Annotated in this window: 19 protein-coding genes; 17 read left to right on the top strand and 2 right to left on the bottom strand. The window is 56.0% G+C overall.

Annotation, left to right across the window (positions count from 1 at the left end):
• Positions 1 to 291: 291 nt before the first annotated feature.
• From pyrH to rnhB, 13 genes are all read left to right on the top strand, one after another.
• Positions 292 to 1032 carry a UMP kinase gene (pyrH, locus tag Mag101_RS10780; RefSeq protein ID WP_010132959.1) on the top strand — a complete coding sequence of 247 codons (741 nt, stop codon included), beginning with the start codon at positions 292 to 294 and terminating at the stop codon, positions 1030 to 1032.
• Positions 1025 to 1582 (top strand): ribosome recycling factor, encoded by a 558-nt coding sequence (gene frr, locus Mag101_RS10775; RefSeq protein WP_077404630.1) that lies wholly within the window; start codon positions 1025 to 1027, stop codon positions 1580 to 1582. Before pyrH ends, frr begins: the two co-directional genes overlap by 8 nt.
• A complete protein-coding gene (gene uppS, locus Mag101_RS10770; protein ID WP_077404627.1) occupies positions 1582 to 2343 on the top strand; it encodes a polyprenyl diphosphate synthase in 762 nt (253 codons plus the stop codon). Before frr ends, uppS begins: the two co-directional genes overlap by 1 nt.
• Before the next feature lie 64 nt (positions 2344 to 2407).
• On the top strand, positions 2408 to 3253 hold the full coding sequence (locus tag Mag101_RS10765; protein WP_077404624.1) for a phosphatidate cytidylyltransferase: 846 nt from the start codon (positions 2408 to 2410) through the stop codon (positions 3251 to 3253).
• A gap of 30 nt (positions 3254 to 3283) precedes the next feature.
• Positions 3284 to 4480, top strand: coding sequence for a 1-deoxy-D-xylulose-5-phosphate reductoisomerase (ispC, locus tag Mag101_RS10760; RefSeq protein WP_198039972.1), 1197 nt, complete (start codon positions 3284 to 3286; stop codon positions 4478 to 4480).
• An 81-nt stretch (positions 4481 to 4561) separates the two neighbouring features.
• On the top strand, positions 4562 to 5920 hold the full coding sequence (gene rseP / locus Mag101_RS10755) for an RIP metalloprotease RseP (RefSeq protein WP_077404621.1): 1359 nt from the start codon (positions 4562 to 4564) through the stop codon (positions 5918 to 5920).
• Positions 5921 to 6097: 177 nt separating this feature from the next.
• On the top strand, positions 6098 to 8668 hold the full coding sequence (gene bamA, locus Mag101_RS10750) for an outer membrane protein assembly factor BamA (RefSeq protein ID WP_077404618.1): 2571 nt from the start codon (positions 6098 to 6100) through the stop codon (positions 8666 to 8668).
• Positions 8669 to 8790: 122 nt separating this feature from the next.
• Entirely contained in the window at positions 8791 to 9306 is a 516-nt protein-coding gene (locus Mag101_RS10745; protein ID WP_232324992.1) for an OmpH family outer membrane protein, read from the top strand.
• A 33-nt stretch (positions 9307 to 9339) separates the two neighbouring features.
• On the top strand, positions 9340 to 10395 hold the full coding sequence (gene lpxD, locus Mag101_RS10740; protein ID WP_077404612.1) for a UDP-3-O-(3-hydroxymyristoyl)glucosamine N-acyltransferase: 1056 nt from the start codon (positions 9340 to 9342) through the stop codon (positions 10393 to 10395).
• Positions 10396 to 10485: 90 nt separating this feature from the next.
• The gene (gene fabZ / locus Mag101_RS10735; protein ID WP_077404609.1) at positions 10486 to 10923 is read left to right on the top strand and encodes a 3-hydroxyacyl-ACP dehydratase FabZ; all 438 of its coding nucleotides are present in this window, start codon (positions 10486 to 10488) and stop codon (positions 10921 to 10923) included.
• 196 nt (positions 10924 to 11119) lie between these two features.
• A complete protein-coding gene (gene lpxA / locus Mag101_RS10730) occupies positions 11120 to 11899 on the top strand; it encodes an acyl-ACP--UDP-N-acetylglucosamine O-acyltransferase (protein WP_077404606.1) in 780 nt (259 codons plus the stop codon).
• Between the two features lie 44 nt (positions 11900 to 11943).
• On the top strand, positions 11944 to 13071 hold the full coding sequence (gene lpxB, locus Mag101_RS10725) for a lipid-A-disaccharide synthase (protein WP_077404603.1): 1128 nt from the start codon (positions 11944 to 11946) through the stop codon (positions 13069 to 13071).
• Between the two features lie 27 nt (positions 13072 to 13098).
• Entirely contained in the window at positions 13099 to 13710 is a 612-nt protein-coding gene (rnhB, locus tag Mag101_RS10720; RefSeq protein WP_077404601.1) for a ribonuclease HII, read from the top strand.
• Here rnhB and Mag101_RS10715 read toward each other — a convergent pair.
• On the bottom strand, positions 13707 to 14975 hold the full coding sequence (locus tag Mag101_RS10715) for an HlyC/CorC family transporter (protein ID WP_077404598.1): 1269 nt from the start codon (positions 14973 to 14975) through the stop codon (positions 13707 to 13709). The two genes, rnhB and Mag101_RS10715, sit on opposite strands and share 4 nt — an antisense overlap.
• Positions 14976 to 15067: 92 nt before the next feature.
• Entirely contained in the window at positions 15068 to 15871 is an 804-nt protein-coding gene (locus tag Mag101_RS10710; protein WP_077404595.1) for a cytochrome C assembly family protein, read from the bottom strand.
• A gap of 198 nt (positions 15872 to 16069) precedes the next feature.
• Between Mag101_RS10710 and ffh the strand changes: the two genes are divergently transcribed.
• The 4 genes from ffh (at position 16070) to trmD (ending at position 19328) form a co-directional block, all read left to right on the top strand.
• Positions 16070 to 17494: a signal recognition particle protein gene (gene ffh / locus Mag101_RS10705; protein WP_077404592.1), complete on the top strand. Its 1425-nt coding sequence runs from the start codon at positions 16070 to 16072 to the stop codon at positions 17492 to 17494.
• A 224-nt stretch (positions 17495 to 17718) separates the two neighbouring features.
• Positions 17719 to 17958: a 30S ribosomal protein S16 gene (gene rpsP, locus Mag101_RS10700; protein ID WP_077404590.1), complete on the top strand. Its 240-nt coding sequence runs from the start codon at positions 17719 to 17721 to the stop codon at positions 17956 to 17958.
• A gap of 39 nt (positions 17959 to 17997) precedes the next feature.
• Positions 17998 to 18561 (top strand): ribosome maturation factor RimM, encoded by a 564-nt coding sequence (gene rimM, locus Mag101_RS10695; protein WP_077404587.1) that lies wholly within the window; start codon positions 17998 to 18000, stop codon positions 18559 to 18561.
• A complete protein-coding gene (gene trmD / locus Mag101_RS10690; protein WP_077404584.1) occupies positions 18561 to 19328 on the top strand; it encodes a tRNA (guanosine(37)-N1)-methyltransferase TrmD in 768 nt (255 codons plus the stop codon). Before rimM ends, trmD begins: the two co-directional genes overlap by 1 nt.
• Positions 19329 to 19338 lie beyond the last annotated feature (10 nt).

Below are 19338 nucleotides of genomic sequence, written 5' to 3'. Positions count from 1 at the left end.
TGCTCGACTCAGCCGGTGACCTCCGGGTCGCCGGTACCAGCGGGGTGCTCCCGGTGTGTTCATTAGAATACTTCCGGGGCACCCCGCTGTAGTATCTGGCTCAGGGGAAAATTCTGTTCAATATCTGAGCTATTGGGCAGGAAAGCGATGCAAACTCGCTATTTGGGCCCGGCCAGATAGGTGTAGCCATAGGTATAGCGCCGAATTTGTTGTAATGTTCGGCGGGCGCGAATCGGAATTCCGGTTGCGTCTCAACACAGAATTTAGCCCGTAACAGTTGAGGAACAAGGGATGCCAGGTATTAAAGACCGCAAGTACAAGCGAATCCTGTTAAAGCTCAGCGGAGAAGAGCTGATGGGCGAACAGGGGTTTGGTATCAGCCCCAAAGTGCTCGACAAAATGGCCCTGGAAATTGGCCAGCTGGTGGGTATTGGTGTTCAAGTCGGTCTGGTGGTCGGTGGCGGTAACCTGTTCCGCGGTGCTGCACTGAATGCAGCCGGACTCGATCGGGTGACTGGTGACCACATGGGTATGCTGGCCACAGTGATGAACGCGCTGGCGCTGCGCGATGCGCTCGAGCGCTCCAACATCTCCTCCCGCGTGATGTCTGCTATTCAGATGAGCGGTATCGTCGATCACTACGATCGCCGCGCAGCCATCCGTTATCTGGAACGGGGTGAGGTGCTGATTTTTGCCGCCGGCACCGGTAACCCATTCTTTACCACGGATTCCGCTGCCTGCTTGCGCGGAATCGAAATTGAAGCGGAAATGGTTTTGAAGGCCACGAAAGTGGATGGCGTTTATTCTGCCGACCCCGTGCTGGTGCCTGATGCTACCCGCTATGACCGTCTGACGTATGACGAGGTTCTCGACAAGAAGCTCGGTGTAATGGATCTAACCGCAATCTGCCTCTGCCGCGAACACAATATGCCAGTGCGGGTCTTCCGCATGGATAAAACCGGCGCACTGCTCAATATCGTTGTGGGTGGTGAAGAGGGCACACTGATCGAAGAGGAAGTGAATCGTGATTGACGATATCAAAAAACAAGCTGAAGCGCGCATGGGGAAAGCCATCGAAGCGCTTGGTAGCAACTTCAACAAAATCCGTACTGGCCGTGCCCATCCGAGCATTCTCGACGGTATCCACGTGTCGTACTACGGATCTGACACACCTCTTTCTCAGGTTGCCAACGTTACCGTTGAAGATGCGCGTACCTTGTCTGTAACACCTTGGGAGAAAAACCTGGTTCCAGACATTGAAAAGGCCATTATGAAGTCTGATCTGGGCCTGAACCCGGCTACAGCCGGTGCGGTGATTCGTATTCCGATGCCGATGTTGACCGAAGAAACCCGTAAAAACTTCATCAAACAGGCGAAAGGTGAAGCGGAAAGCGCGCGCGTGTCCATCCGCAATAACCGTCGCGATGCGCTGGCAGAGGTGAAGGCGTTGGTTAAGGATAAGGAAATCTCCGAGGACGACGAGCGTCGTGCAGCGGATGATATCCAGAAGCTGACCGACAAATACGTTGCCGAGGTGGAAAAGGCACTGGCAACAAAAGAAAAAGACTTGATGGAAATCTGATGTCTGCCGGCGGTACTGGTGTGGCAACACATATGCAGGCGGGCCCGCGACATGTCGCCATCATTATGGATGGAAACGGCCGCTGGGCGGCGCGCCGTGGCCTGTCACCTTCCGCCGGTCATAAAGCAGGTGTCGAGCGGATTCGAGATCTGATTGAGGCTTGTAAGGAGCGCCAGATTGAGGTGCTCACGCTGTTCGCCTTTTCCAGTGAGAACTGGCAGCGGCCACCAAAAGAGGTGGAGTTGCTGATGACCCTGTTCCACTCCTACTTGCGCCGGGAAGCCCGGCGCATGCAGGAGCAGGGGGTTCAGTTGCGCGTGATTGGTCGCCGCGACCGGTTCTCTCCCCGCGTGCAGCGCGCCATTGTGGAGGCTGAAAGCCTTACACGAGATGGTGAAAACGGTACTCTGGTGATTGCCGCAGATTACGGTGGTCAGTGGGATATCGCCCAGGCTGCGCGCGCGCTGGCTGAAGAAGTGGCGAGAGGCGAGCGTGCTCTGGACTCTATCGATGAGGCGTCGCTCGGCGAGCATATCCTGTTGTCGGATCTGCCAGCAGTGGACCTGGTGATTCGCTCCAGCGGTGAGCAGCGCATCAGTAACTTTATCTTGTGGCAGGCGGCATACAGCGAGTTCTATTTTACGGATACGCTGTGGCCGGATTTCGACGTTGAGGCGCTTGATTTGGCGCTGGATACGTTTCGTCAGCGTGACCGCCGCTACGGTGGGCGCAGCGAAGACGGGCTGGAAGCCCAGGCCTGAGTCGCAGGGGCCGACCGTTTTGGGGATTCGGGTTAGCAAATTAGAAGGTTTTAAGGGTTTAACGGTGCTAAAACAAAGAATAATTACCGCGCTGGTGTTGGTTGCTCTTTTTCTGGGGCTGCTGTTCTTCGTGCCACTGCAGTGGTTCTCCATTGTGATTGCCGGCGTTATTCTGCTCGGTGGCTGGGAATGGGCCAACTTATCCAACTTGAATCGCGCACTGCGGTTCGTGTTTCTCGCCGCTTTGGGCGGTGCGCTGGTGCTCACAGCACATTATGTATTCGATTTTGACTTCTCCTCACCCGACACCGACCGCGCGCGCCAGATTCTGGCGGTGGCCTGTGGCTGGTGGGCGCTGGCGTTCCTGTGGGTACAGGGCTATCCGGCCAGTGCCATGTTGTGGGGTAACCGCTGGGCGCGTGGGTTTATTGGCCTGGTAGTACTGGTACCGGCATGGTTGTCGGTGGTGATTTTGCAGGGGCTCGAACATGGCGCCTGGCTGGTGCTGTTTGTGGTGGCCGTTGTGGTTGCCGCCGACGTGGGTGCCTACTTTGTCGGACGTAAGTTCGGCAAGCATAAGTTGGCGCGAGAAGTGAGCCCGGGAAAATCCTGGGAAGGCTTTTTCGGTGGGCTTGCGGCCTGTCTGGTTCTCGCGTTGGGTGTGTCGGTGGCGTTCGATCTGCCGACCAAAAATACAGTGCTGTTTACTGTCGGTGTACTGGTGACGGCGCTTGCCTCCGTTATTGGTGACCTGGTCGAGAGTATGTTCAAGCGTCACCGCGGCATTAAGGACAGCAGCCGAATTTTGCCGGGGCATGGCGGTATTCTTGACCGATTGGATAGCCTCACGGCGGCGTTACCGGTTTTCACTATGGCGGCGCTCGCCAGCGAATTGCCCAAGTATCTCTGAATTTCTTGGGCGCAGAGGTAGTTCGATTTCATGCAAACCATGACCCCACAATCTGTCTGTGTGCTCGGGTCCACCGGTTCCATCGGGGTGAGTACGCTGGATGTGCTTGCCCGCCACCCTGAAAGTTATTCCGTATATGCGCTGACTGCGCGTGACCGTATTGAAGAGCTGGCACAGCAGTGCCGGCGCTTTGCGCCACGCTACGCAGTTGTACTTGAAGAAAGTAAGGCTGCGCAGCTGCGCGCGACTCTGGCGGCTGAGGAGTTGGCTACCGAGGTGTTGAGCGGCGTCGACGGCTTGTGTCAGGTGGCGTCAGACCCCGAGGTTGCGATTGTGATGGCGGCTATTGTCGGCGCCGCCGGTTTGCGCCCAACACTTGCCGCCGTGCAGGCGGGCAAAAAGGTCCTGCTGGCGAACAAAGAGTCGCTGGTAATGGCGGGCCCGGTCTTTATGGCCGCTCTGGCTGAAAGTGATGCATCGCTGCTACCGATCGACAGCGAGCACAACGCCATTTTTCAATGTCTGCCATACCCCTGTGATAGCCTGAGCGAGGCCGGTGTAGAGCATATTCTGCTGACAGGGTCGGGCGGGCCTTTCCGTACTGCAGACCCTGAGAGCTTGCACCGGGTTACACCAGACGAGGCCTGTAATCACCCGAACTGGTCCATGGGGCGGAAAATTTCGGTAGATTCCGCCACCATGATGAACAAAGGCCTGGAGTTCATCGAGGCCTGTTATCTGTTTCACGCTGTGCCGAGTGATATTCAGGTAGTCGTGCACCCGCAAAGTATCGTGCACTCCATGGTGCAGTACCGCGATGGCTCCTTGCTGGCGCAGATGGGTAACCCGGACATGCGTACGCCAATCGCACATGCGCTGGCATTCCCTCAGAGGGTGGAAAGCGGTGTAAACGCGTTGGATCTGATCAGCGCCGGGCGGCTGGACTTTGAGGCGCCAGATGAGTCGCGCTTTCCGTGTCTGCGTCTTGCGCGCGAAGCCATATTGGCGGGGGGGAGTGCACCCACTATCCTCAATGCGGCCAACGAAGTGGCCGTGGAGGCCTTCCTGGCGGGAGAGCTCCCATTTACCGGTATCGCACAGTTGATTGAAAAGGTCATGGAGATCACGGTCGTGGTTGAACTGAAAGACCTTGAGACAGTCGAACAGGCTGATCGGGAGGCGCGTACGCAGGCTCATCAGATTTTGGGAGAACTCTGCGGCGTCTGAGATATGGCGAAACGGTAGGCCGGCTGTAAGGCATAAGATAAAGGGCGTAAGCCATTAACGAGATCATAGTAAGCTGACCCCATGTTAGATTTTCTACAGACTGCAATCTGGGCGCTGGTCGCTCTCGGTGTGCTGGTGAGCTTTCACGAGTTTGGCCACTTTATCGTTGCGCGCTGGTGTGGTGTAAAAGTACTGCGCTTCTCGATTGGCTTTGGCAAGCGACTTGTGTCGCGTTATGACCGTCATGGCACCGAGTTCACGGTATCCGCAATTCCCCTGGGTGGTTACGTCAAGTTTCTCGATGAGCGCGAAAGTGCGGTTGCCCCGGAGGATTTGGACCGAGCCTTCAATCGCAAGAATGTTTGGCAGCGTATTGCGATTGCGGCTGCCGGCCCGCTTGCCAATTTCCTGCTGGCGATTGTGCTCTTCTGGGGTGTGTTTATGGGGGGCACTTCTGGCCCTGTCCCGATTGTCGATGATGTAGAGCAGGGGAGCCTAGCTGCGTACGCAGGACTGGAAGAAGGCCAGGAAATCATCGCCATCGACGACCAGCCAACTCCTACCTGGCAGGCACTGAACTGGCGCTTGGCGAATCGCCTGGGGGACTCAGGCCATATTAAGTTTTCCGTGCGCTATCCGGATTCTCCGCTTGAGTACCACATGTATGCGGATATTGACCGCTGGTTGGCGGGGCAGGAGGTTGCCGACCCCCTGGCCGAGGTTGGCGTAAAGCTGTGGATCCCAGAAGTCAGCATGCAGCTTGCCCAGGTGGTCGATGGCAGTCCCGCTGCGAAAGGTGGCTTGAAGGCTGGTGATGAAATCATCGCCACTGACGGGCGCGATTTCAGTGGTTGGGAGGAGTGGACCTCCTATATCAAGGCGCGCCCGGAGCAGCAGGTAATGGTTACGGTGGTGCGCGATGGTGCCGAGCAGGCAGTTTCGATTACGCCAGAAGAAGTCACGCTAGATAGCGGTGAAAAAATAGGCCGAATTGGTGTCTTGCCGGTTGCGGCATCCTGGCCCGAGGAGCGGGTGCGGCGCTATCACTATGGTGTCTTGGGGGCCTTGAGCAAGGGCCTGGAAGAGACCTGGAGCAAGACGGTATTTACCCTGAACAGCCTCAAAAAGCTACTGTTTGGCGAGCTTTCTACCCGCAACTTGAGCGGTCCGATCACCATTGCTAAAGTGGCCGGCACTTCTGCTGACGCAGGCTGGCAGTCTTTCCTGTCGCTGCTTGCCCTGTTGAGTATCAGTCTCGGTGTGTTGAACCTGTTGCCGATTCCTGTTCTCGACGGCGGTCATCTCCTCTACTACGGTATTGAGGCGATTAAGGGATCGCCCGTTTCGGAAAGAGTGCAGATGATTGGCCTGCAAGTGGGGATGGCCATGGTGCTCGGTATTATGGCTTTGGCGCTTTATAACGACATTTTGCGTCTGTAGTGAATTTTTTGCCTGTATCTCGGGTCTCATTGAGGGCAAAGGTCCTCTTTTTGGGCTTTCTAGACGGTCAGGCACCACTTTAGCCCTCGCGGTGAGTGGACTTGATAGGGACCTTGATCCCAGTGAATTGGGCGTTACGCCCTCATGGAATTGCGAATAAACACTCGGAATTAGTAGATGAAAAATTTCCTGAAAGCGGCTTCGCTCGGCCTAGCTCTGCCCATTGCCGCTTACGCCCAGTCGTTTGAGGTCAACGATATTCGCGTTGAGGGATTGCAGCGTGTCTCTGCGGGTACCGTGTTTGCGGCCTTGCCTGTCCGAGTCGGTGATCAGATTGAGAGCGTGGAGATTCAGAGTGCCACGCGCGCGTTGTTCCGCACCGGGTATTTTCAGGATATCCAGATCGGCCGCGAAAATGGCGTCCTGGTAATCACTGTGCGTGAGCGTCCGGCGATTTCAAAGATTGAGATTACCGGTAACAAAGCGATCAAGACCGAAGACCTGCTTAAGGGCATGAATGACAACGGTCTTGCGGAAGGACAGATCTTTAAACGTGCGACTTTGGAAGGTTTGGCGCAGGAACTTGAGCGTCAGTATGTGGCCCAGGGCCGCTATGGCGCCAGCGTAACTACGGAAGTGAAAGAGCTGCCGCGCAACCAGGTTGAGCTGAAAGTTATTGTGGACGAGGGCTCCGTCGCCGCGATTAAGCATATCAATATCGTTGGTAACCGCGCATTTTCCGACGATGAGCTGGCGGAAATTTTTGAACTGCAAACCACTGGCTGGTTGTCCTGGCTGAACAGCGACGACAAATACTCTCGCGAAAAGCTCACCGGCGACCTGGAGCGTCTTGAGTCTTATTACCTTGACCGCGGTTATCTGGAATTCAAAATTGATTCCACGCAGGTTTCCCTGAGCCCGGACAAGCAAAGTGTCTTTATCACCGTCAACATCAGCGAGGGTGATGTTTACAAGGTTTCCGAAGTGGAGCTGGCTGGCGACCCGGTCGTTTCCGAAGAAGAAATTCGCCGTTTGCTGCTGGTGCGCAAGGGGCAGACCTTTTCCCAAGTGCTGATGACCACCACCTCCGATTACATTACCAAGCGCCTGGGTAACGAGGGGTATACCTTCGCCGAGGTGAACGGTATGCCGGAAGCGAATGAAGAAGATAAAACCGTAAAGGTCACCTTCTTTATTGATCCGGGCAAGCGCGCCTATGTGCGCCGAATCAATTTCCGCGGTAATACACGCACGTCGGACGATGTGTTGCGTCGTGAGATGCGTCAGATGGAAGCATCCTCTGCCTCATCCGCACGCATTGAACAGTCCAAAGTACGCCTTGAACGCCTTGGCTTCTTTAAGGAAGTGCAGGTAGAAACCACTGAAGTGCCCGGTACCTCCGATCAGATCGATGTGGAATATACGGTGGAAGAGCAGCCCTCGGGTACCATTGGCGGCACAGTTGGTTATGCCCAGGGCAGTGGTCTGGTGCTGGGTGCCAACGTGCAGGAAAACAACTGGATGGGCACAGGCAAGTCCGTGGGCTTTGCGATAAACACCTCCACCTATCAGTCGGTACTGAATTTCTCTTACACAGATCCTTACTTCACGCCTGACGGTGTGAGCCGTGGTTTCAATATTTTTTATCAGGAGCGGGATTACTCGGAAATTAACCTGTCGAGCTACAACACCACGACCTATGGTGCGGGCTTGAGCTTTGGTTATCCGGTCTCTGAAATTTCCCGCATTGGCTTGAATATTGGTTTCAACCACCTCGAGCTGAGCACAAGTAGTAACTCCGTACAGGAGATTATCGATAGCCCACGCCCTATTAGCGGCATTGATAGTGATATTCTTGCCTCCGATCAGGGTGTTGTATTGGAAGAATTGGAGCAGGCGGTAGCGGATGGGGTGGCGCTGGATCTCAGTATGCCGCTGGATGACAGTCTGCTGAACACCGACTTGGATGGTTTTGTAGACCTGTACGGTGATGAATTCGATACCTGGTCGGTGACGGGCTCTTATGCGCGCTCCACCCTGAACCGGGGTATTCTGGCGACCCGCGGTGCCTCCCAGCGTGCATCTGTTGAGGTGGCATTGCCTGGTGGTGATCTTGAGTACTACAAATTTATATATACCGGTCAGTATTTCCGCCCGCTGACTAAAAGTCTTACCTTGCGCCTGCGCACCCGTCTCGGCTACGCCGATGGCTATGGTGATCTGGAGCAATTGCCGTTCTTCGAAAACTTCTACGGCGGTGGATTTGGCTCCGTGCGCGGTTTCGAGCGCAATACTCTTGGGCCGCGTTCCACGCCCGCGGAGTTCTATTCAACCACTGCGTGTGCTGTAGATGCCGAGGGTAATGTCACCAAGAATTGTTACCTGCTTGACCAAAATACTGGCGAGCTGGTTACGACTTCTACCGGCCGGAACCCGCAGCCTTTCGGCGGTAACATTCTGGTCGAAGGTAGTGCCGAGGTGATCTTCCCAATTCCGTTTGTTAAGGATCAGCGCTCTATGCAGTCCGCGTTCTTTATTGATGCGGGTAACGTGTTTAGCAACAGCTGTGGGGTGACCCAGTTGAACTGTTATGACATTGCGGTTGAAAACTTGAACGTGTCCGCTGGTGTGGGCCTGACCTGGATCACCGGTTTCGGCCCGCTTACTTTCAGCCTGTCCAAGGCGCTTGAGCAGAACGAAGACGACGATGTGGAAGTATTCCAGTTCTCGCTGGGTAATAGCTTCTAACCACTGGAAATTGGCTTCGGGAGTGTTTAGGGTTGAGCCCCAGCTACCCGAAGTGGTTTATCTGACGTAAACGGCTCCTGTGGAAGGAACCGAAAATCTAAAGAAAGATGGAGAATAAGAAAGTGTTCAAATTTGTTAAAGCAAGTGCGATTTTGCTGGCCGGCCTGTTGTTCGCGGGTGCCGCCAGTGCACAGACCAAAGTAGCTGTGGTAAATATCCAGGCTGCTATCATGAGCACTGAAAAAGCGACTTCCAAAATCAATGCGCTGAAAACCAGCTCTGAGTACTCCCAGCTGCAGAACGGTGCCGAGAGCATCCGCGCGGAAATGCAGAAGCTGGCGGAAGATGCGCAGAAAAATGGCGTTACCTGGTCTGAAGAGAAGAAAGCTGAGCAGCAACGCAAAATTAACTTCAAGCGCTCCGATTTCGAGACTACCGTGAAAAAGCTGCGCGCGATGGAAGGTCAAGCGGTTCAGGAACTGCAGAAAGAGCTGTTGCCGAAAGCCAAGACCGCATTGGAAGAGGTGATCAAAGAGCAGAAACTGGATCTGGTGCTGGACGCGAGCGCTGCGGTATATGCAGGCAAGTCCGCCAACCTGACCGAAGAGCTGGTTAAGCGTCTTAACGCTGGCAAGTAAACAGCGTTCTTCGGCTTCGAATAAGGTTCAGTGATGACTAACAAGCAGCCAACTCTGGCGCAGTTGGCTGAGGTGCTGGGAGCAGAATTGCGCCTGGCGCCTGGCGCCAGTAGTGAGCAAGTGCCTGCCGGGTTGAACACCCTGCAAGACGCGGTTGCTGGCGAGGTGAGCTTTCTTGCCAGTGCCAACTACCGTCGCTTCCTCGAAGATACCAAGGCCTCTGCAGTATTGGTTTCCGCCAAAGACGCAGAGGCTTGTCCGGTCAGCACATTAATCGTGCCCAACCCCTATCTCGCTTTTGCGAAAGCGACTGCGATTTACGATCAAACCCCCACGCCCGCGGCGGGTATCCATCCCTCCGCCAGTATTGATAGTACTGCGGACATCGGGGGCGATGTGTATATCGGCCCCGGGGCCGTAATTGAGGCCAATACTCACATCGCATCGGGTGTGATCATTGGATCGGGCTGTGTCGTAGGGGAAGGCAGTGAAATCGGTGCAAATACCCGATTGTTCCCCAACGTAGTGGTCTACCATGGTTGCGCGATTGGTGCCAACTGTACCGTTCACAGCAACACGGTTATTGGGGGCGATGGTTTCGGTTTTGCCCCTGCCGATGGGCAGTGGACCAAGATCCATCAGTTGGGTAGTGTCGAAATTGCCGATGAAGTGGAGATTGGTGCTTGTACCTGTATTGATCGTGGAGCACTTGGCAATACGGTGATTGGACGCGGTGTCAAGATCGACAATATGGTGCAAATCGCGCACAATGTGCAGATTGGTGACTACTCAGCCATGGCCGCATGTTCGGCGGTGGCGGGCAGCGCTATTATCGGCAAACACTGCACCATTGCTGGTGGTGTCGGTATTGTTGGTCACGTCACCATTGCGGATCGCAGCCATGTGACGGCACGTACTCTTGTTACGAAATCTATTGAAGAGGCAGGCTCCTATTCCAGTGGTGCGCCCTTTATGGATAGTCGTAGCTGGCGTCGCAATGCGGTGCGCTATGGGCAACTCGATCAAATGGCCCGACGCCTGAAGGCGTTGGAGACAGCATTCAAGCAACAGGAGCAGGCGCCGGATTAGGTTAAACCTGCTTGCTGGGCATTATCACAAGATTCATTCGAAGTTTCGGGGCGTTTGGCGCCCCGAAGTGGTTTCTGGGGACAATTCGCCATGATGGACGTACAGGAAATTCGTCAATACCTTCCGCACCGCTATCCTTTCCTACTGGTAGATCGTGTGGTCGAACTGGAAGAAGGGAAGTCGATCAAGGGTTACAAAAATATCTCGATCAACGAAGAGGTGTTTAACGGCCACTTCCCCGAGGTACCTATATTTCCAGGTGTGATGATCGTTGAAGCATTGGCGCAGGTATCCGGTATTCTCGGCTTTAAAACCCTGGGGCAGAAACCGGAAGACGGCTATTTGTACCTGTTTGCAGGTATCGACAATGTGCGTTTCAAGCGTCAGGTTGTACCGGGCGATCGTCTGCAGCTCGAGTCGGAAGTTGTGTCCGAGCGCCGTGGCATCTGGAAGTTCGCAGGTAAAGCCAGCGTAGATGGTGAGCTTGCAGCGTCCGCCAATATCCTTTGCGCGGTGAAGAAAATTTAATCGATCCACGTCGATCTACTGAAGTAGCGCAGACCATGGCCAGCTTGGGCTGGCTCCAATGTGACTAAATTGATTTTTATATTCGCGATTCGCGGGTAAAGTATCGCCGTAGTTTCTGGCGCCAGAGTACGGATAAATATTCGTTACCTGGTGTGCAGTCGATCAAGTATCGAGCCGGTGAGGAGAAAGCCACAGCATGCAGACCAATATTCACCCAACTGCCATTGTCGATGATTCGGCGGTGATAGGAGAAGGCGTGCAGATTGGCCCATACAGCGTCGTTGGGCCCGATGTGGAGATCGGCGATGGCTGTGAGATCGCCTCCCACGTGGTGCTGACAGGCCCTACCAAACTGGGAAAAAACAACCGCATCTACCAGTTTTCCAGTGTCGGCCAGGATACCCCGGATAAAAAATACAGGGACGAGCCAACCACCCTGGTAATGGGCGATAACAATGTGATTCGCGAAGGTGTCACCATTCATCGCGGGACCGTGCAGGACCGTGGGGAAACTACCATTGGCAACGATAACCTGCTGATGGCGTACGCGCATATTGGTCACGACAGTGTGATCGGTAACAACACGATCCTGGTAAACAACGTTGCATTGGCGGGCCACGTGTATGTACGCGATTGGGCCATCCTGAGTGGTTATACCCTGGTGCACCAGCATTGCACTATTGGTGAGCACGCATTTACCGGGATGGGCGCTGGTATCGGTAAAGATGTACCGGCCTACGTGATGGTTGCAGGCAATCCTGCTGAAGCGAAAACCATTAATGCGGAAGGTTTGCGTCGCCGCGGATTCAGTCGTGAAGACATCGCCCTGATCAACAAAGCCTACAAAATTGTCTATCGCCGCGGGCTGACCGCGGACGAGGCGCTGGAGTCGCTGGCGCAGCTGCGACAGGAGTCCGAGGCCATTCAGCCGTGGATTGATTCCCTGCAAAATTCCACCCGCGGGATTGTCCGTTGAGTAACAAGCCTTTAAAACCGCACGGTGGAACGTTGCGTGTCGGCATGCTTGCCGGTGAGGCTTCTGGAGACATTCTCGGCGCTGGATTGATTCAGGCACTGCAAAAGCGATTCGATAACCTGGAGGTTGTCGGTATCGCAGGGCCACGTATGCAGGCGCTGGGTGCTGAATCACTGTTTCCCATGGAGCGATTGTCGGTGATGGGACTGGTGGAGCCGCTAAAGCGCCTGCCTGAGCTGCTCAAAATTCGTCGCACCCTGCGTGAACATTTCATCGCCAATCCTCCCGATGTTTTTATCGGCATTGATTCCCCAGATTTCAATCTCGGCCTGGAAGAGGCGCTGCGCGGCGCCGGTATTCCTACGGTGCACTATGTCAGCCCATCGGTGTGGGCATGGCGCCGCGGGCGTATCAAGAAAATTGCCCGCGCTGTGGATCATATGCTCACGCTGCTGCCGTTCGAGGCAGACTTTTACCGCGAGCACGATGTTCCGGTGAGTTTTGTGGGGCACCCACTCGCCGATGAAATCCCGCTTGAAGTCGACGTAGAAGCTGCTCGACAGTCTCTGGGGTTTGCACCGGAAGATCAGGTGGTTGCCTTGTTGCCGGGAAGCCGCGGTGGGGAAGTGCGCTTGCTTGGGCCGCTTTTTCTGCAGGCGGCCATCTGGTGTCAGCAGCGGCGCCCTGCGTTGAAGTTTGTGTTGCCTGCCGCCAATCCCGAGCGTCGACAGCAGCTCGAGCAGCAGATTGCCGAGTTGCCCGGGGCCAGCGAGTTGTCGCTGACTGTGCTCGATGGGAATTCCCAGCAAGCGCTCACAGCTGCAGATGCGGTACTGATTGCGTCGGGTACCGCGACGCTCGAAACCATGCTTATGAACAAGCCCATGGTCGTGGCCTATAAAATGGCAACACTGTCCTATGCCATTTTTTCCCGTATGTTGCACACGCCCTGGGTTTCGCTACCAAACCTGCTGGCGCAGCGCGAGCTGGTGCCAGAAATTCTGCAAGATGACGCGACGCCGGAGGCCCTGGGCGGCGCTGTGCTGAATTACTTTGACGATCCGTTGCTCGGTGATCGTTTGCGTCGCGAGTTCAGCGAGATGCATCAGGAATTGCGCCGCAATGCGTCCGAAAAGGCGGCAGATGCCGTGTGCACATTGCTGCAGAAATAAGTTTTAAAGTCCGGTTTCTTTTTCGTTATGCCCAAGTCTCCTTTGCCTCCCTATGTCTCTCCCTACACCGGCACGCTGCTGGCCGGCGTGGATGAAGTTGGGCGTGGTCCGCTCGCTGGCGATGTTGTTGCGGCGGCGGTGATTCTCGATCCGCAAAACCCGATCGAGGGCCTTGCGGACTCAAAGAAGTTGAGTGAGAAGAAGCGCGAGGGGTTGTTCGAAGAAATTCAGCGGAAAGCCATGAGCTTCGCTATCGCCCGCGCTACGGTCGAAGAAATTGACCAGCTCAATATTTTACATGCGAGCCTGCTGGCGATGAAGCGGGCGGTTGAGAAGTTATCAGTGCAGCCAGAGTTTGTACTGGTGGATGGGAATCGCAAACCGCAATGGCATTATCAGTGCGATACCGTGGTAAAAGGCGATGACCGGGTTGCGGCCATCGCTGCGGCGTCGATTCTAGCCAAGGTGACCCGCGACCGTGAAATGGTAGAGCTGGATCGCGTCTATCCCGGGTATGGGCTTGCAGGGCACAAGGGTTACCCCACCAAGGCGCATATGGAAGCGCTGGCGCGCCTGGGGGCAACCCCTGTGCACAGAAAAAGCTTCGCGCCGGTTAGACGCCAGCTGGAGCTGATCTAGCGCTCTTTCTTGACCCGTGCGCTGGTGATCATCTTGTCGGAAACTTCGACGATCTCAATCAGATACTCCTGGATGTAAAGGCTGATATTGCCTTCCGGGATGCTTTCCAGGTGCTCCATAATCAGGCCGTTGAATGTCTTGGGGCCGTCGGTCGGTAGTCCCCAGTGCAGCGTGCGGTTGATCTCGCGAATGGATGTACCGCCGTCTACCAAGTACCAGCCATCACCCTGCTCGACGATTTCCTCATCATCGCTGGGCACTGGGCTTGCGGTAAAGTCACCGACAATTTCTTCCAGCAGATCTTCCAGGGTCACGATACCCATGACCTCGCCGTACTCGTCTACCACCAGCCCCATACGATGCTTGCGCTTCTGAAAGTTCATCAGCAGGGTGGGCAGCGGGGTGGCCTCCGGTACAAAGTAGGGTTCGATCAGGTGTGTTTTGAGGCTTTCTGCAGTCAGTCTCTCCGGGCCGTCGCGGAGTAGCTGCGCGGCGCGGCGCAGGTGCAGAATACCGACGATCTTGTTGATGTCGCCACGGTAAACTGGCAGGCGGGTAAAGCTGCTCTCGGCCAGTTGCTGCAGGATTTCCTGGGCGCTGTCGTCAAGGTCCACTCCCTTGACCTCGTTGCGAGGGATCATGATGTCCTCGACGGTCGCCTGATCCAGATCCAGTACGTTGAGCAGCATACCTTTGTGTTTGGTGGGCAGCAGTGCGCCGGATTCAAATACGACGGAGCGCAGCTCTTCCGGTGCCAGGTGCTCGGCCTCAGATTCTTTGCCCGCTTCTACGCCGACCAGACGGGCCAAGCCGTTGGAAACACTGCCGACGAGTCGTACCAGCGGGGTGAGCAGCCAGAGAAGGGGGCGCAGTATGACGCTGGCGGGAAAGGCGATTTTCTCCGGGTGCAGTGCGGCGATGGTTTTTGGGGTGACTTCAGCAAAAATGAGCACCACAAGGGTGAGGGCGGCGGTCGCGTACCAGACTCCGGCTTCGCCGTAGAGCCGGGTAAATACCGCTCCCGCAATGACGGACGCCAGAATGTTGACGATATTGTTGCCGATCAGGATTACCCCGATCAGTTTGTCCGGACGGGCGAGAAGCTCCATGGCGCGTTTGGCGCCGCGGTGACCGGTTCTGGCCTGATGTCGCAGGCGATAGCGATTGAGCGCCATCATGCTGGTTTCGGAGCTGGAGAAAAACGCGGAAATAATGATCAGCAGGCCTATCAGGGCAAAGAGTAGGCCGGGCGGCAGGTCGTTCAAGGGAGAGCTCTTTCTATTGGAATAGGCCGATATTGAATCAGAACGCCTGGGCCCGCAACTGTGCGGGCCCAGGTGGTGTAAATCGGGGTGGATTACTGCTGGGGAAGAAACACTTCTAGCGCCAACTTGCTGCCAAAAAAGGCCAGCATCAATACGGCAAATGCCGACAGGGTCCAGCGCACAGCGGTGTTGCCACGCCAGCCTCTTTTCCAGTGCCCCCACAGCAGGATGCTATACAGAATCCAGGCAAAGATGGACAGGGTGGTTTTGTGTACCAGTTGCTGCCCGAATAGATCATCGACGAACAGTGCACCGGTAATCAGTGCGGCGGTGAGCAGCAGCTGGCCGAAAGCGATCAGGCCAAACAGCAGGCTCTCCATGGTTTGCAGTGGCGGCAAAAAACGGCTGATACCGCCGGGGCGGTGGTTGTGCAGCTGCTGATTGAGCCAGTAGAGGTAGATGGCCTGAAGTGTCGCCAGGGTCAGCAGCGAGTAAGCGGCAATCGAGAAAAACGCATGGGCGGCGATGCCGGGGGATATTTCCGCTCGGGGAGTTGGGCCACTCCAGGCGTGTTGGGCGCCGATGAGTGCCAGGGCCGCGAGTGGCGCGATCACTAGAATCAGTAGGGTCAATTTGTGACGGAGTGACAACAGGAGCAATAACAGTCCCACCGTCCAGGTAATCAACGACATTACCGCCAGTAAGTCGAAACGAAAGCCATCGCTGGCCAGCAGGGTATGGCTGAGAGAGAGTCCGTGGGCGATCAGGGCTCCTGCAAACAGGCCCAGTAAAAGTGGCTGTTTGTCGTTCTGCGGTTGTCGATACAGGGTGGCAGCCGCTACACCTGTAGTGGCGATATAAAGTGCTATTGCCATCCAGTGGGCGAATGCCGCCATTGGGGTGTGTCCGTTTTGCTGTTTCTTTATTTGTCTGGGCGGGCAGTGTGTCACAGCGCGCCTGTGCTGGAAAGCCCGGCTGGGCTATACTGCCGCGTTTTTGGGGTTCCGGTACCCAGTTGCTCGCCTCCGATGTGTTGTGAGGCGTGATGAGAAGGCGCGCGCGGTACCGAGGCGTATACGATTTGAGAAGGTGATATGTTCGATAACCTGAGCGACCGATTATCGTCGGCACTGAAGAAAGTCACAGGTAAAGCCCGTCTAACGGATGACAATATCCGGGACACGCTGCGCGAGGTGCGCAAGGCGCTGTTGGAGGCGGATGTGGCGTTGCCGGTGGTCAAGGCATTCGTACAGCAGGTGCGGGCCGCGGCTGTGGGTCAGAAGGTCAGCAAGGCGCTGAACCCTGGGCAGCAGTTCGTCAAAATCGTACAGGATGAGCTGGTCAAGGTAATGGGTGAGGCGGCGACCCCGCTGAACCTCGCCGTGAAACCGCCGGCTGTGATCCTGATGGCGGGTCTGCAGGGGGCTGGTAAAACCACCAGCGTTGCCAAGCTCGCAAAATACCTGCAGGAGCGGGAAAAGAAAAAGGTGATGGTGGTGAGTGCGGACGTGTACCGTCCGGCGGCCATTAAGCAGTTGGAAACCCTCGCTGGCGAAGTGGACGCAATCTTCCAGCCCTCACAGCCAGAGCAAAAGCCCGTCGATATCGCCCGCCAAGCGATGGACGCAGCGCGCAAGCAGTTTGCCGATGTGCTGATCGTGGATACTGCCGGTCGCCTGCACGTCGACGAAGAGTTGATGGGTGAGATTCGCGAACTGCACGACTTCCTGGACCCGGCGGAAACTCTGTTCGTAATCGACGCCATGATCGGTCAGGATGCGGTGAATACCGCGAGTGCCTTCAATGACGCGCTGCCACTGACCGGTGTGATTCTGACCAAAGCGGATGGTGACGCCCGTGGTGGTGCGGCGCTGTCTGTACGCCACGTGACTGGTAAGCCGATTAAATTCATTGGTGTTGGTGAGAAAACTGACGCGCTGGAAACCTTCCACCCGGACCGTATCGCTTCCCGGATTCTCGGTATGGGTGACATCCTGTCCCTGATCGAGCAGGCCGAGCAGACCATTGATAAGGCGAAAGCCGAAAAACTGGTCAAGAAGGTTCAGAAGGGCAAGGGCTTCGACCTGGAAGATCTGCGCGACCAGTTGCAGCAGATGCAGAATATGGGCGGCTTGGGTGCGCTGATGGACAAGATGCCCGGGATGGGGGGGCTCGCTCAGGCTGCACAGCAGGCAGATATGGGTAAAGAATTCGGCCGTATGGATGCGCTTATCAGCTCCATGACGCCGGAAGAGCGCCGCAACCCGGATATTTTGAGTGGCTCGCGCAAGCGTCGCATCACCGCGGGTTCCGGTACTCAGATCCAGGATCTGAATCGCCTGCTCAAGCAACACAAGCAGATGGGCAAGATGATGAAGAAGCTCAAGGGCGGCGGCATGGGCAAGCTGATGCGCGGCCTCGGTGGCTTGCCCGGTATGGGCGGCATGGGTGGCGGCGGAATGCCCGGTGGTATGGGCGGTTTGCCGGGTGGCCTGCCCCCGGGCTTCAAGAAAAAGTGATCTGATGTGGGCGTCACAAGAATAGTTGGCGCTGGCAGCGGATTCGCCGCTATACAAACCCGGTTGTGTACATTAGAATACGCCGCCTTTCAGCGGGCTCCGACTCGTTGAACATTGATTTAAAAGCAGATTTCCGCTTCGGTGGTGTCTGAATTACCGCCGAGAGGCGGGATGTTCCGGTCAGCTTTTCTGACCGGTTAGTGTTGAAACTACAGGATAGCTACATGGTAACCATTCGTTTGGCTCGTGGCGGTGCGAAGAAGCGCCCGTTTTATCACCTGACTGTGACCGACAGCCGCAAATCTCGCGACGGTCGTTTCATTGAGCGTGTTGGCTTCTTCAACCCGGTTGCACGTGGTCAGGAAGAGCGTCTGCGCATCGACCGTGATCGCGTTGAGTTCTGGGTAGGCCAAGGCGCCCAGCTGTCTGACCGCGTCAGCAAGCTGCTGAAAGAATCTGCCTGATTCTTTGATCCCTGATCATCTGTACTCCGGGGTGTGCCAGTGGCTGAGCATTCGGTAAATAGCGAAGAATTGGTCACAGTAGGGCGCATTACCTCGGTTTACGGAATCCGTGGCTGGGTGAAGGTGCATTCCTATACTGAGCCAATGGAAAACATACTGCAGTACTCGCGCTGGTGGCTGCAAAATCCTGCCGCTAATCCCGCTAAGGGGGTTTCTCAGTGGCAGCCTCTTGAGATTGATGCTGGCAAGCGTCACGGCAAGGGGCTGATTATTCGCATCAAAGGTGTGGATGATCGGGATATCGCCGCGCAGTTTTGTCAGAGAGATATCGCGGTCGTCGGTGGTGAAATGCCACAACTGGATGATGGCGAGTACTACTGGCACCAGTTACACGGGCTGCAGGTGGTAAGTACGTTTGAAGGCCAGGAGACTCGCTTCGGTGAAGTCGCTCGGCTGATGGAAACAGGCGCCAATGATGTGATGGTGGTGCGCGGGGGTGACGACGGGCGAGAGCGCCTGATTCCGTACATTCCCGGTGAGTTCATCACCGAGGTCGACCTCGAGGCCGGCGTGATTACCGTCAATTGGGACCCAGAGTTCTGATGGCGGCCAAGCGCGTAGCGCTGGTGAGCATCTTCCCCGAGATGTTCGCAGCACTGACTGATTACGGTATTACCGGTCGGGCAGTAAAAGACGGTCTGTTGGAGGTTCGCTGCTGGAATCCACGGGATTTCACCAGTGACAGGCATCGCACCGTGGATGATCGCCCTTACGGTGGTGGTCCAGGCATGGTGATGCTGGCCGAGCCTTTGTCCCAGGCTTTGGGTGAGGCGCGTCGTTGGGCTGAAGAGACTGGACCCGCCAGGTCTATCTACCTGTCCCCGCAGGGGCGGCAGTTGGATCAGCAGGGTGTGGAGCAGCTCTCCCAATCGGGCAACCTGGTTTTATTGGCCGGTCGCTACGAGGGGATTGATGAGCGCATAGTCGAGTCCCTGATCGATGAAGAATGGTCGATCGGTGATTACGTGCTGAGCGGCGGCGAACTGGCAGCCATGGTATTGGTGGATGCGGTTACGCGGTTGATTCCAGGTGCGCTGGGGCACAACCTGTCTGCGGTGGAAGACTCTTTCGCGCAGGGCTTGTTGGATTGCCCGCACTATACCCGCCCGGAAGAATTTGCGGGCAGGTCGGTACCGGAAGTGTTGCTCTCCGGTAACCATGAAAAGATTCGCCGCTGGCGCCTTAAGCAGGCGCTGGGTCGGACGCAGAAGCGCCGCCCAGACTTGCTCGAAGCGTTGGCGCTGTCTCCGGAGCAGGCGCAATTGCTGGAGGAATTTCTCCAGGAATCTGCACCGGATGCACAGGATTAATGTCGAATTC

The organism is Microbulbifer agarilyticus (genome assembly GCF_001999945.1).
In the GTDB taxonomy this organism is placed as follows: Bacteria; Pseudomonadota; Gammaproteobacteria; order Pseudomonadales; family Cellvibrionaceae; genus Microbulbifer; species Microbulbifer agarilyticus_A.
This window is presented reverse-complemented; position numbering and strand designations above follow the sequence as displayed.

Excerpts from the sequence above, each read along its gene's own strand:
- pyrH (WP_010132959.1), top strand. The coding sequence starts at position 292 with ATGCCAGGTATTAAAGACCGCAAGTACAAGCGAATCCTGTTAAAGCTC.
- uppS (WP_077404627.1), top strand. The coding sequence starts at position 1,582 with ATGTCTGCCGGCGGTACTGGTGTGGCAACACATATGCAGGCGGGCCCG.
- ispC (WP_198039972.1), top strand. The coding sequence starts at position 3,284 with ATGCAAACCATGACCCCACAATCTGTCTGTGTGCTCGGGTCCACCGGT.
- rseP (WP_077404621.1), top strand. The coding sequence starts at position 4,562 with ATGTTAGATTTTCTACAGACTGCAATCTGGGCGCTGGTCGCTCTCGGT.
- bamA (WP_077404618.1), top strand. The coding sequence starts at position 6,098 with ATGAAAAATTTCCTGAAAGCGGCTTCGCTCGGCCTAGCTCTGCCCATT.
- lpxD (WP_077404612.1), top strand. The coding sequence starts at position 9,340 with ATGACTAACAAGCAGCCAACTCTGGCGCAGTTGGCTGAGGTGCTGGGA.
- fabZ (WP_077404609.1), top strand. The coding sequence starts at position 10,486 with ATGATGGACGTACAGGAAATTCGTCAATACCTTCCGCACCGCTATCCT.
- lpxA (WP_077404606.1), top strand. The coding sequence starts at position 11,120 with ATGCAGACCAATATTCACCCAACTGCCATTGTCGATGATTCGGCGGTG.
- lpxB (WP_077404603.1), top strand. The coding sequence starts at position 11,944 with ATGCTTGCCGGTGAGGCTTCTGGAGACATTCTCGGCGCTGGATTGATT.
- rnhB (WP_077404601.1), top strand. The coding sequence starts at position 13,099 with ATGCCCAAGTCTCCTTTGCCTCCCTATGTCTCTCCCTACACCGGCACG.
- Mag101_RS10710 (WP_077404595.1), bottom strand. The coding sequence starts at position 15,871 with ATGGCGGCATTCGCCCACTGGATGGCAATAGCACTTTATATCGCCACT.
- ffh (WP_077404592.1), top strand. The coding sequence starts at position 16,070 with ATGTTCGATAACCTGAGCGACCGATTATCGTCGGCACTGAAGAAAGTC.
- rpsP (WP_077404590.1), top strand. The coding sequence starts at position 17,719 with ATGGTAACCATTCGTTTGGCTCGTGGCGGTGCGAAGAAGCGCCCGTTT.
- trmD (WP_077404584.1), top strand. The coding sequence starts at position 18,561 with ATGGCGGCCAAGCGCGTAGCGCTGGTGAGCATCTTCCCCGAGATGTTC.